The sequence below is a fragment of the Streptomyces sp. NPDC096323 genome (genome assembly GCF_040302845.1).
Lineage (GTDB): Bacteria > Actinomycetota > Actinomycetes > Streptomycetales > Streptomycetaceae > Streptomyces.
In genome coordinates, this window is the sequence record NZ_JBEOSI010000004.1 from 114,504 (window position 1) to 126,383 (window position 11,880).

10 protein-coding genes and 1 pseudogene are annotated in these 11,880 nt (G+C 71.8%); 1 reads left to right on the forward strand and 10 read right to left on the reverse strand.

The genetic code is table 11. The annotated features are described in order from the left end of the window. Window positions 1-40 precede the first annotated feature (40 nt). From ABTX18_RS11850 to ABTX18_RS11860, 3 genes are all read right to left on the reverse strand, one after another. On the reverse strand, window positions 41-2,476 hold the full coding sequence (locus tag ABTX18_RS11850; protein ID WP_352122584.1) for a sodium-translocating pyrophosphatase: 2,436 nt from the start codon (window positions 2,474-2,476) through the stop codon (window positions 41-43). Window positions 2,477-2,758: 282 nt separating this feature from the next. Further along, window positions 2,759-3,229: an ATP-binding protein gene (locus tag ABTX18_RS11855; RefSeq protein WP_352122585.1), complete on the reverse strand. Its 471-nt coding sequence runs from the start codon at window positions 3,227-3,229 to the stop codon at window positions 2,759-2,761. Between the two features lie 309 nt (window positions 3,230-3,538). Beyond that, on the reverse strand, window positions 3,539-3,892 hold the full coding sequence (locus ABTX18_RS11860) for an STAS domain-containing protein (RefSeq protein WP_003967428.1): 354 nt from the start codon (window positions 3,890-3,892) through the stop codon (window positions 3,539-3,541). A gap of 78 nt (window positions 3,893-3,970) precedes the next feature. On the opposite strand from ABTX18_RS11860, the gene ABTX18_RS11865 reads away from it, so the two are divergent. Next, window positions 3,971-6,604, forward strand: a complete 2,634-nt coding sequence (locus ABTX18_RS11865; protein ID WP_352122586.1) for a DEAD/DEAH box helicase — start codon at window positions 3,971-3,973, stop codon at window positions 6,602-6,604. A gap of 163 nt (window positions 6,605-6,767) precedes the next feature. On the opposite strand, the pseudogene ABTX18_RS11870 reads toward ABTX18_RS11865, so the two are convergent. From ABTX18_RS11870 to ssd, 7 genes and pseudogenes are all read right to left on the reverse strand, one after another. Then, window positions 6,768-7,082 (reverse strand): annotated as a pseudogene (locus tag ABTX18_RS11870) (Rv3654c family TadE-like protein); the annotation flags it as partial. Further along, a complete protein-coding gene (locus ABTX18_RS11875) occupies window positions 7,079-7,621 on the reverse strand; it encodes a TadE family type IV pilus minor pilin (protein WP_503061130.1) in 543 nt (180 codons plus the stop codon). The gene ABTX18_RS11875 and the pseudogene ABTX18_RS11870, both read right to left, overlap by 4 nt. Beyond that, window positions 7,608-7,805, reverse strand: a complete 198-nt coding sequence (locus tag ABTX18_RS11880; RefSeq protein WP_352122587.1) for a DUF4244 domain-containing protein — start codon at window positions 7,803-7,805, stop codon at window positions 7,608-7,610. The genes ABTX18_RS11875 and ABTX18_RS11880 overlap by 14 nt, the downstream gene beginning before the upstream one ends. Before the next feature lie 77 nt (window positions 7,806-7,882). Beyond that, entirely contained in the window at window positions 7,883-8,728 is an 846-nt protein-coding gene (locus ABTX18_RS11885; RefSeq protein ID WP_352122588.1) for a type II secretion system F family protein, read from the reverse strand. Continuing rightward, window positions 8,725-9,603, reverse strand: a complete 879-nt coding sequence (locus tag ABTX18_RS11890) for a type II secretion system F family protein (protein WP_352122589.1) — start codon at window positions 9,601-9,603, stop codon at window positions 8,725-8,727. Before ABTX18_RS11890 ends, ABTX18_RS11885 begins: the two co-directional genes overlap by 4 nt. Further along, the gene (locus ABTX18_RS11895) at window positions 9,600-10,748 is read right to left on the reverse strand and encodes a TadA family conjugal transfer-associated ATPase (protein WP_352122590.1); all 1,149 of its coding nucleotides are present in this window, start codon (window positions 10,746-10,748) and stop codon (window positions 9,600-9,602) included. Before ABTX18_RS11895 ends, ABTX18_RS11890 begins: the two co-directional genes overlap by 4 nt. Beyond that, complete coding sequence (gene ssd / locus ABTX18_RS11900; protein WP_352123075.1) at window positions 10,745-11,806, reverse strand: septum site-determining protein Ssd; 1,062 nt, start codon at window positions 11,804-11,806, stop codon at window positions 10,745-10,747. Before ssd ends, ABTX18_RS11895 begins: the two co-directional genes overlap by 4 nt. Window positions 11,807-11,880: the final 74 nt, after the last annotated feature.

Below are 11,880 nucleotides of genomic sequence, written 5' to 3' on the forward strand. Positions count from 1 at the left end.
GCGTCGTGTGACGGCGCCTACGACGTGTGCGGATGCGGCCTCACTGAGCGGCTGCCGGGTCGGCCGGCCTGGCCGTACCCTCCCCGCCCCCGCCGTCCGGGCCGCCCTCATCGCCCATGGCGATCCCCCTCCGCTTCGATACGTAGACCGCGCCGACGATGACCGCGACGGCAAGGACCGCCACCACCGCACGCACCCCCGCGCTCGCGTCCTCCCCGTAGCTGAACTGCACCACCGCGGGTGCGATGAGCAGCGCCACCAGGTTCATCACCTTGAGCAGCGGGTTGATCGCCGGCCCGGCCGTGTCCTTGAACGGATCGCCGACCGTGTCACCGATGACGGTCGCGGCATGGGCGTCGCTGCCCTTGCCGCCGTGATGGCCGTCCTCGACGAGCTTCTTGGCGTTGTCCCACGCCCCGCCGGAGTTCGCGAGGAAGACGGCCATCAGCGTCCCCGTGCCGATCGCACCCGCCAGATACGCGCCGAGCGCGCCGACACCGAAGGTGAAGCCGACCGCGATCGGCGCCAGCACAGCCAGCAGACCGGGGGTGGCCAGCTCGCGCAGCGCGTCCTTGGTGCAGATGTCGACGACGCGCCCGTACTCCGGTTTCTCCGTGTAGTCCATGATCCCGGGGTGCTCGCGGAACTGCCGCCGCACCTCGTAGACCACGGCGCCCGCGGACCGGGACACCGCGTTGATGGCCAGGCCCGAGAAGAGGAAGACCACCGCGGCGCCGAGGATCAGTCCAACCAGGTTGTTGGGCTGGGAGATGTCCAGACTCAGCCCCATCTCCCCGGCCGAGGCGCCGACGTCGTCGACCGCCGTGGCGATCGCGTCACGGTAGGACCCGAACAGCGCCGCTGCCGCAAGGACGGCCGTGGCGATGGCGATGCCCTTGGTGATGGCCTTGGTGGTGTTGCCCACGGCGTCCAGGTCGGTGAGGACCTGCGCACCGGCGCCGGTGACGTCACCGGACATCTCGGCGATGCCCTGCGCGTTGTCGGAGACGGGGCCGAAGGTGTCCATGGCGACGATCACGCCGACAGTGGTGAGCAGCCCCGTACCGGCCAGCGCCACCGCGAAGAGCGCCAGCATGATCGACGTACCGCCGAGCAGGAACGCCCCGTAGACGCCGAGCCCGATCAGCAGCGCGGTGTAGACGGCGGATTCCAGGCCGAGGGAGATTCCGGCGAGCACGACGGTCGCCGGTCCGGTCAGTGAGGACTTGCCGATGTCCCTGACGGGGCGCCGGCTGGTCTCGGTGAAATAGCCGGTCAGCTGCTGGATCAGGGCTGCCAGCACGATGCCGATGGCGACGGCGACCAGCGCGAAGACCCGCGGGTCGCCGCCGTGCGAGGTGATGGCCGCATCGGTGACTCCGTCCAGTTCGGCGTACGAGGACGGCAGGTAGACGAAGACCGCGACGGCCACCAGCACGAGCGAGATGACGGCGGAGATGAAGAATCCGCGGTTGATGGCGGTCATCCCGCTGCGGTCGGCGCGGCGCGGGGCGACTGCGAAGATCCCGATCATCGCGGTGATCACACCGATCGCCGGCACGATCAGGGGAAAGGCCAGGCCCGAGTCACCGAAGGCTGCCTTGCCGAGAATGAGCGCGGCGACCAGCGTGACGGCGTACGACTCGAAGAGATCGGCCGCCATGCCCGCGCAGTCCCCGACGTTGTCGCCCACGTTGTCGGCGATGGTGGCGGCGTTGCGGGGATCGTCCTCCGGGATCCCCTGTTCCACCTTCCCGACGAGGTCGGCACCGACATCGGCGGCTTTCGTGAAGATGCCCCCGCCGACCCTCATGAACATCGCGATCAGCGCGGCGCCGAGCCCGAAGCCCTCCAGCACCTTCGGCGCGTCGGCGGCATAGACGAGCACCACGCAGGAGGCGCCCAGGAGCCCCAGCCCCACGGTGATCATGCCGACCACGCCGCCCGTACGGAAAGCGATCTTCATCGCTTTGTGTGAAACGGCGGTGAGATCCTTTTCCGGTTCGCCTTCCGCGGGAGTCGCCTCGCGCGCGGCGGCCGCCACCCGCACATTGCTCCGTACGGCCAGCCGCATGCCGATGTATCCAGTGGCTGCCGAGAAAAGCGCGCCCACCAGGAAGAACACGGAGCGGCCGGAGCGCTGGGACCAGTTGTCGGCCGGAAGCAGCAGCAGGAGGAAGAAGACGACGACGGCGAATACACCGACCGTGCGCAGCTGCCGGGCCAGATAGGCATTCGCGCCCTCCTGGACCGCCGCCGCGATCTCCTTCATGCGCTCGGTGCCCTCGCCCGCCGCCAGCACCTGGCGTACCAGCAGCTGGGCGACGATCAGTGCGGCCACTGCGACGACCGCGACGACGATCACGATGACGCGGTTGTCATCGGTGAGTACCGCGGCCGCGAGAGTGGTGGGTGGGTCGGAAAGTGCGGAAAAGTGCGTCGGTTCTGCCAGTGGTGTGATGCCGGACCCCGCCATACGTCCTCCTTGACGCTCAGCGCTCAAGACGTGGACGGATTGTAGGGAGCGGAACACGATCAAAACAGTGCGCGGTAAATGTAATTGCCCTTCGTCCACCGAACGGCAATTGATCGAGTTCTCCGCCTGGACCGAATGCAGTAATGGGACAGACGCATTGCGGAAGATCACCGATCGGGAAGAAACGAAAAAGGCCCTGCTCAGCAGGGCCTCGGAAATCTCGATCACGGGTGGCCGACTACGCCGTCGGGGTGGCTGAACCGCCCCGGAACCCGAGCCGCCTCAGGGAAGGACGGTGACGGGCGTCTTCGGCCAGCTCATACGGATCACTCCGCCTTCAGCGCCGGACCTGACCTCCACGTCGTCGACCAGACCGCTGATGACCGCGAGGCCCATCTCGTCCTCACCGTCGCCCTCCGGTTCCGGTTCGTCCGGTCCCACGCCTGGCGCGGGGTCGCGGCGTCCCGAAACACCGCCGGGCACGGACCCGTCGGCACCCGGGCCGGGCACCTCGTCACCCACCTCGATGGAGAAGGACTTCTCGTCCTCGATCAGGACGACCGTGACAGGCGCCGTGATGCCGTGGCTGCGGTGCAGCCCGACCGCTCGGCTGCAGGCCTCTCCGACGGCGAGCCGGACCTCGTCGAGCACGGCTTCGTCGACTCCGGCCCGGCGCGCCACGGCGGCCGCCACCAGGCGAGCCGTCCTGACGTGTTCGGGCTGGGCGCTGAAGCGGAGTTCAACGGTGGCCATGCGATCCCCCTCGAACGTACGTAAATGCACTCATGGAACCGGGCGCGCGGCGCGGTGCTCCTGAGCTCTGTCTGCGCATGCCGCTGATCGGCCGGCCGCCGACCGGCTGTCGGTCAACTGCCGACCGGCAGAAGAAATATCAGCGGCAGACCGCCGAACGGGTGACGGAAGGGTGTCCGACACCCGTCGCCGGGATCACCGGCCGCGGGTCGGCGGCCACCATTCACCCCGGCCCCGGTGCGGCACCGCTGCCGCACCGGCCGCCGCCGGACCGGCTCGGAGCCGGTCCGACCGCGCGCGGACGGGACGTCAGTCGGTTGCCGCCACGGCCTCGTCGACCGTGGTGTGGATCGGGAACACCTTGGTCAGACCGGTGATCCGGAAAATCTTGAGAATGCGCTCCTGGTTGCACACCAGGCGCAACGAGCCCTCATGGGCCCGCACACGCTTCAAGCCGCCCACGAGCACGCCGAGGCCGGTGGAGTCGAGGAAGTCGACGCCTTCCATGTCGACAACCAAGTGGTAGCTGCCGTCATTCACCAACTCGACCAACTGCTCGCGCAGCTTGGGCGCGGTATACACATCAATCTCGCCACCGACCTCGACGACCGTACGGTCGCCACCAGGGCCGGACACATTGCGAGTCGACAAGGACAGGTCCACGGATCCTCCAGCACCTTGCTATCGAGCGGTCGCCCCTCGGTCTCCCCGGCGGAGCCAGGGGACGGATCGCCAGCCGCGATGGCATTCAATCACTTACAGGCAGCCATGCACGACGCCTTGGGACCATTGTCCGCCTTGCCAGTGACACACTCGGTGCCGATGGCCAAGAATCACCGCCCCAGTCGACCGCCCGAAAGCGAGGGCTACCGCCCCTCTCCCGACGTGGTCCTCGACCGGCTCGCCGCAGGGGCGGGCCGGTCCGCGCGCATCACTCATACGGAGCACTTGCCCCCGCGTGCGGGAACCCATGCCATCTGGCCCGATCGCATCCGTCCGGAAGTGATCGCGGCCATCCAGAAGGCCGGTATCGACCACCCCTGGACCCATCAGGCGACCGCGGCGGAGCACGCGCTGGACGGCGTGTCGGTGGTGATCGCCACCGGCACGGCCTCCGGCAAGTCGCTGGCCTACCTCGCTCCGGTCCTCAGCGCCCTCCTGGACGGCTCCGAGGCCCCCAACGGCCGCGGGGCGACCGCCCTCTATCTCTCGCCCACCAAGGCCCTGGCGGCCGATCAGCGACGGTCGGTGAAGGCGCTGGCGGCTCCGCTGGGTCCCGGGATCCGGCCCGCCGTCTACGACGGCGACACACCCGTCGAAGAACGCGAATGGGTGCGCCAGTACGCCAATTACGTCCTCACCAATCCCGACATGCTGCACCGCGGGATACTTCCGTCCCACCCCCGCTGGGCCTCCTTCCTGCGCGCCCTGCGCTACGTCGTCATCGACGAGTGCCACACCTACCGGGGCGTCTTCGGCTCGCATGTCGCCCAGGTGGTGCGCCGTCTCCGTCGGCTGTGCGCCCGCTACGGCGCGGATCCGGTCTTCCTCCTCGCCTCCGCCACCGCGGCCGAGCCCTCGGTCGCGGCAGGCCGTCTCACCGGCCTCCCGGTCACCGAGGTCGCCGACGACGCCTCCCCGCGCGGCGAACTGGTCTTCGCCCTGTGGGAGCCGCCCCTGACCGAGCTGTCCGGCGAGAAGGGCGCGCCCGTGCGCCGTACCGCCACGGCCGAGACCGCCGATCTGCTCACCGACCTGACCGTGCAGGGCGTACGCTCCGTCGCGTTCGTACGCTCACGGCGTGGCGCCGAGCTCATCTCCGTCATCGCCAAGGAACGCCTCGCCGAGATCGACCGCTCCCTGCCCTCCCGGGTCGCCGCCTACCGCGGGGGCTACCTCCCCGAGGAACGCCGGGCCCTGGAGCGCGCACTGCACTCCGGCAGCCTCCTCGGCCTGGCCGCCACGACCGCCCTCGAACTCGGCATCGACGTCTCCGGCCTGGACGCCGTCGTCATCGCGGGCTACCCCGGCACCAGAGCTTCGCTGTGGCAGCAGGCCGGCCGCGCCGGACGGGCCGGGCAGGGCGCCCTCGCCATCCTGGTGGCCCGCGACGACCCGCTGGACACCTTCCTCGTCCACCATCCCGAAGCGCTGTTCAAGCAGCCCGTGGAGTCGACCGTCCTCGACCCGGACAACCCGTATGTCCTGGCTCCCCACCTGTGCGCCGCAGCCGCGGAACTGCCGCTCACCGAATCCGACCTTTCCCTCTTCGGCCCCGCCGTGGCCGAGCTGCTGCCGCAGCTGGAAGCCGCGAAACTGCTCCGCAGACGGACGTCGGGCTGGCACTGGACCCGGCGTGAGCGGGCCGCCGACCTCACCGACATCCGGGGCGAGGGCGGTCGCCCGGTCCAGATCGTCGAGGAGGGCACCGGCAGGCTGCTGGGCACCGTCGACGAGTCCGCCGCACACACCGCCGTCCACGAGGGCGCCGTCCACCTCCACCAGGGCCGCACCTATCTGGTCCGGAAACTGGACCTGGAGGACTCGGTCGCCCTCGTCGAGGAAGCCGGTCCGCCGTACTCGACGACCGCACGCGACACCACGGCCATCGCCGTCCTGGACACCGATACGGAGATCCCCTGGGGGGACGGGCGGCTCTGCTACGGATCGGTGGAGGTGACCAATCAGGTCGTCTCCTTCCTCCGTCGCAGACTGATCACCGGCGAAGTGCTCGGCGAGACCAAACTGGACCTCCCTCCCCGCACCCTGCGCACCCGTGCCGTGTGGTGGACGGTCACCGAGGACCAGCTCGACGCGGCACGGATCAACCCGGAGATCCTGGGCGGCGCGTTGCACGCCGCCGAGCACGCCTCGATCGGCATGCTGCCGCTCTTCGCCACGTGCGACCGCTGGGACATCGGCGGGGTGTCCGTACCGCTGCATCCGGACACTCTGCTGCCGACCGTCTTCGTGTACGACGGCCACCCCGGCGGCGCCGGCTTCGCCGAACGCGCCTTCCACACCGCCCGCGCCTGGCTGACCGCCACACGCCAGGCGATCGCGTCCTGTGAGTGCGCGGCCGGCTGCCCGTCGTGCATCCAGTCCCCCAAGTGCGGCAATGGCAACGAGCCCCTGCACAAACGAGGCGCCGTCCGCCTGCTCACGGAACTCCTCCGATCCGCCCCGCCGGGGCTGAATGAGGCGGGGCTGGACGAGGCAGGGCTGGACGAGGCAGGGCTGGACGAGGCGGGGCTGGACGAGGCGGACTCAGCGGAAGCTCCAGGCGTGCGCGGGCCGGTCCAGGCACGCCCTGGGGAGGAGCCGGACGCTGCGGCGGAGCCGGGTCGCGCGGACGAACGGGGCCCGTCGCAGTAGTCCGGCCGCCGGTCGGCAGCCGGCGCTCCGGAGGGACCACCACGGTCTCCGGAGCGTCCGGGCTCCCGGGAGCGCCGAGCGGCCCGGCGGGCGCCGCGGACGGCGGGCCGGCCCGGGACCTGACCTCGGGTGCGTACAGCCCGCGGCGCACCCGGGCCGTCACATCGGCAACCTCCCCCTGGACGGTGCAGCGCACCACTTCCGCCCCCTGCGCCCCTGCCACCTCCCGCGCCGACCGGCAGGCGGCAGCCGGTCCCTCCAGCGCCCGGTCGGCCGCGGCCAGCGCGGCCAGGTCGGCCGCGCCGCCGGCCCGGTGCCGTGCGACCACCACCTGCCCGAGAGCCAGGACAGCCCCGAACACCACGCACAACGTCGCCGTGGTCACCGCCACCCACACGGTCGCCACCCCCTGATCCCGCCGTTTCCCGCGCACCCGCCGCCACCTCAGGCCCGGCCTTCGAGGACCCTGCCCCGTCATGGCGCCACCTCCGCCAGGTCCTCAGCCGCCGCGCCGCGCCCAGACCCCACCACGCCCTCGGCCTCCGTCCCGCCCGCAGCCGCCACGCCACCCCCAGCCCCCACCACGTCCTCGGCGGCCGCTACGGCCTCCGAGCTCAGCGTCACGGCCAGCGGCCCAGGGCCCGGTGCCGGTGCTGCCACGGTGACCCGCCACAGGTTCCCCGCCCGCTCCACCTCGATCCGGGCCCGTTCGGGTGCCGCAGAAAGTGCGGCCTCCCTCACCTGCGCCTCCGGTTCGGAACGGGCTGCCGCCCTGGCGCCGGCCCTGGCCGCGTCGACACACCGGATCTGAGCCGAGGCCGTCATCAACGCCCACAGAAGGGCGAGGGCGAAGATCACCATCGCCGGGATCGCCATGGCCGCCTCCGCCGTCACCGCCCCCTGCTCATCCCACCGCCCGGCCGGCCCGGCCCCGTCCCGCGGGCACCGCTCCCACCGGGCCCGTCTCCATGCCCCGGAGCCCGTCACCGCCCCGGCTCCGCCCTCAGAACTTGGCATCGAGGGCCTCCTCGATCAGCGATTGCAGCCGCGCCATCACCGGCGCACTGGTGACCGCCTTGTAGAGCACCGCCGCGAACGCACAGGCCGCAATCGTTCCGACCGCGTACTCCGACGTCGTCATTCCGGTGTCCGCCCGGACTTTGCGCACCACAGTCCGTACCCACCGCATGATTTTCCGCATCACTTCAAACCCCCCGATGATTATCTTTTCTGCGTAAATTCGCCGATAAGCGGCTTACGGCCATTTCTTCCCGGCCATCAAGGCTGGAGCAGCCCGCCGGCCAGCCCGATCACCACAGGCGCCACGCCCACCGTCAGAAAGGCGGGCAGGAAACAGAGCCCGACAGGCGCGGTGATCAGCACGGCGGCCCGCTGGGCCCGCGCCACCGCCGCGCTCGCCCTCTCGGCCCTCATGGCCTCGGCCAGCCGCGCCACCTGCTCCGCCGCAGGAGCGCCGGTCGAACCGGCCCGGTCCAGACAGCGCGCCAGAGCGGCTGCGCCCGGTATGGCCCCGAACCTCCCCCAGGCGACAGCCGGATCACCGCCGAGCCGGATCTCCGCCGCCGTACGCGCCAGTTGCTCACCGACCGGCCCGCCCAGCGACTCCCCGACCGCCTCTGCGGCCTCGCGCGGACCGGCGCCGGCAGAGATGCACGCCGCCAGCAGATCGGCGACCAGCGGAAGCTGACGCACCGACTCGGCCGCTCGCGCCACCTCCTCGGCAGTGGCTCGCGGAGCCTGCCGGAGCCGCAAGCCTTGCCATCTCCAGGTGCCGCAGGCTGCCGCCAGCCCGACGAACCACCCCACAGGGCCGCCCACCAGAACCCAGCCCGCGAGGACGACGCCCAGCACCGTCACCCCCCGCCTGGCGCCGGCTAGGGAGGCCGGCAACCGCATCCGGCCCAGGCGCATGTCCACCCGGCCCGCACGTCCGCCAAGGGGCACCGGCGCGGCGGGGGCCAGGGCGAGAAGGGCCAGACCGCGTCGGCGTACCCGCTGCCCGGTCCGGCGTCGAGCCAGGGCGAGGGCCGGCTGGACGCACACGCCCAGCGCCAGCCCCACCGTCCCGACCCTGGGGACGACTTCACCTGACCAGGCGCTCACGCGACCTCTCCTTTACGAACGATCCGAGCCGCCCAGACCAGCCCGGTCGCTTCCAGCAACGCGCCCACCACCAGACAGGCCAGCCCGGCGGGAGTGTGCAGCAAAACCCTCAGGGGGTCCGCCCCGAGCGCCGTTCCCAGCCCCAGACCCATCACCGGCAGCACCGCCAGCACCGCCACCGTCGACCAGGCGCCGGCCAACTGCGCCCGCAGTTCCTCGCGCCGACGCCGCTCGGCGCGTAACGCTCCCTCCAACCGGTCCAGCCCGGCTGCGAGTCCGGCCCCGCCGTCCGCCGCCACCCGCCAGCAGGCCGCAACTCCCGCAAGACCCTCCAGTCCCGGCTCACCCGCCGCCTGCCCCAGTGCTCGCGGAACGTCGCCCCCGAACCGCGCCGCCGCGGACACCGCGGGGCCCGCCGCTCCCAGCGCCCCCGTGCCGTGGACCGCGACAAGCAGTGCCTGCCCCGGCTCGTGCCCGGCCCTCAGCTCGCCCACCACCGCGCCGCACAGGTCCACCACGCCATCGGCTCGGTGCTCCCGCTCCCTGCGCAACTTCCTTCTCCCCAGCCACCGCCGCACCACGGGGACCGCGGCCACCCCCGCGATCACCGGCAGCACCGAGTCACCCAGGCCGGCCAGGACCAGAGCCACCGGCAGGCACAACCACTCCCTCCGGCCGCTCAGCCACCCTCCAAGCCGGGCGCGGCCGCTCTCCCAGCCCGCTCGCAGCGGCATCTGCTCCGCCCCGAGCCCGAACAGGACCCAGGCTCTCCGGCGTCCCTGACTCCCCCCGGCTACCGCCAATCCCGCTGCCGCCCCCGCGCACAGCGCGGCCGCGTGCACCGCCTCCGGCACGCCCACCGCCGTACCGCTCACCGCTCCTCCCCGATCAGCGCCCGCAGCCGCTGCCAGCCCCGTTCACGCACGAATCCGTCGGCTCCCCAGCGCAGGGCCGGAACGGTCACCACCAGCCCCGCCCCATCGCGTTCCAGCACCTGGACCTCCGAGATCCGCCGCCGGCCGGTACGGTCCCGCACGAGATGGACCACCACCGACAACGCCGCCGCCAACTGGCTGTGAAGGGCCGTCCGGTCCAGCCCCGCAGCGGTTCCCAGCGCCTCCAGCCGGGCCGGGACGTGCTCGGCGGCATTGGCGTGAAGCGTGCAGGCACCACCCTCGTGACCTGTATTGAGGGCCGCCAGCAGTTCGGTGACCTCCGCGCCTCGCACCTCTCCGACCACCAGCCTGTCGGGGCGCATACGAAGGGCCTGTCGCACCAGGTCCCGAAGGGTCACCAGGCCGGCGCCCTCCTGATTCGCAGGGCGCGATTCGAGACGCACCACGTGCGGATGGTCGGGCCGGAGTTCGGCCGAATCCTCGGCCAGAACAATCCGCTCCCGCTCCCCCACCACACCGAGCATGCTGGACAGCAGCGTCGTCTTTCCTGCTCCAGTCCCGCCGCTGACCAAGTAGGAGACCCGGGCTTCCACCAGGGCCCGCAACACCCGGTCGCCCCCCGGCGGCACCGTCCCCGCCACTACCAGTTCCCCCAGCGTGAACGCCTTCGGCCGGACCACCCGCAGCGACAGGCACGTCGATCCGACCGAGACCGGCGGCAGCACGGCGTGCATCCGGGTCCCATCCGGAAGCCGAGCGTCCACCCAGGGCCTGGCGTCGTCCAGGCGGCGCCCCGCAACGGCCGCCAGCCGCTGTGCCAGCCTGCGGACAGCCGCGGCGTCCGCGAATGTCACCCCGGTGAGCTCCAGCCCGCGGCCCCGGTCCACCCACACCCGGTCGGGCGCGGACACCAGCACATCCGTGACGGCGGGATCGGCGAGCAGCGGCTCCAGCACGCCGGTCCCGATCAGCTCCCCGCGCAACTCATCCGCCACGCCCAGCACTTCGGCGTCCCCCAGCAACCGCCCCTGTGCCCTCAGCGCCGCCGCCACCCCCGCGGGAGTCGGTGCCGCACCACTATGGGCCAGTCGCTGCCGAACGGCGTCGAGCAACGCCTCGGTCATGACCCACCACCCATGACCTGCCCACCGGCTCCCTCACCCGCAAGTGCCCGGTCCCAGAAGGCCGAACAGAACCTCGCCAGCGGCCCACGAGGACTTCCACCGGGCGGCTCCCCCAGATCCTGCTCGGCCAGCAGCCCGGGCTCCAAGGGGAGTTCACCGGCGAGCGGCAACCCGATGGCATGCGCCACCCACTGCTCGTCGAGGCCGGACGCATACGGTCCGCGCGCCACCACACGGAGGTCGCCCAGCACCATCCCGGCCATCGATGCCACCCGTTTCGCGGCAGCGACCGCCCGCAGCTCCCCTGGCACCACCAGCAGGCCCAGGTCCATCTGCGCAAGGGCCTCCGCCACCGCTTCGTCGATCCTGCGAGGCAGATCGACCACCACCACCCCGCCGAGCCTGCGCGCGGCACCCAGCACCGCCTGCATGGCCTGCGGCGGGATGACCACCCAGTCGTCACGCCCCCAACTGAGCACCCGCAGCCCGTGCAGGGCGGGCAACGACTCCTCCAGTGCCCCACCACCGACCCGCCCCTTCGAATGGGCGAAATCAGGCCACCTCATCCCTTCCGCCCGCTCTCCACCGAGCAGGACGTCGATGCCGCCGCCCAACGGGTCGCCGTCGATCAGCATCGTCCGCCGGCCGGCCCTCGCCGCGGTCACCGCCAGGGCGCAGGCCAGCGTGGAGGCACCGGAACCACCCCGGCCCCCGATCACCCCGACGGTCAGCGCCGGCCGGCCGACCCCCTCCGCCGCGTTTGCGATCTGGTCGACCAGCCAGTTCTCCGAATCGGGCAGGCGCAGCACATACTCGGCCCCGATCTCCACAGCCCTGCGCCACACGTCGGGCGCGTCCTGGTCCCGGCCGACGAGCATCACGCCCCGCCTGCGGGCCGCCCCGCGGCACCGAGCCGCAGCATCGTCCCCCACAAGGACCATGGGGGCCTGCTCCCATCCCCCTCTGCGGTCGGGCAGCGTGTGATGAACCTCGGGCTCCGCTCCCGCAGCTGCGCACAGACGCAGCAGATCGTCGAGCAGTTCCACGTCCTCGGTCACGATCAGCGGTCCGCCCCGTCGCGCCTCGGCGCCCGGCAGACGACCCCGTGCACTGGATTCAGCCACGATCTGCG

Bases quoted from the DNA above. Each gene is read 5' to 3' on its own strand.
- ABTX18_RS11880 (WP_352122587.1), bottom strand. From the start codon at position 7,805: ATGCGGAAAATCATGCGGTGGGTACGGACTGTGGTGCGCAAAGTCCGG.
- ABTX18_RS11850 (WP_352122584.1), bottom strand. From the start codon at position 2,476: ATGGCGGGGTCCGGCATCACACCACTGGCAGAACCGACGCACTTTTCC.
- ABTX18_RS11855 (WP_352122585.1), bottom strand. From the start codon at position 3,229: ATGGCCACCGTTGAACTCCGCTTCAGCGCCCAGCCCGAACACGTCAGG.
- ABTX18_RS11865 (WP_352122586.1), top strand. From the start codon at position 3,971: ATGGCATTCAATCACTTACAGGCAGCCATGCACGACGCCTTGGGACCA.
- ABTX18_RS11875 (WP_503061130.1), bottom strand. From the start codon at position 7,621: ATGCCAAGTTCTGAGGGCGGAGCCGGGGCGGTGACGGGCTCCGGGGCA.
- ABTX18_RS11895 (WP_352122590.1), bottom strand. From the start codon at position 10,748: ATGACCGAGGCGTTGCTCGACGCCGTTCGGCAGCGACTGGCCCATAGT.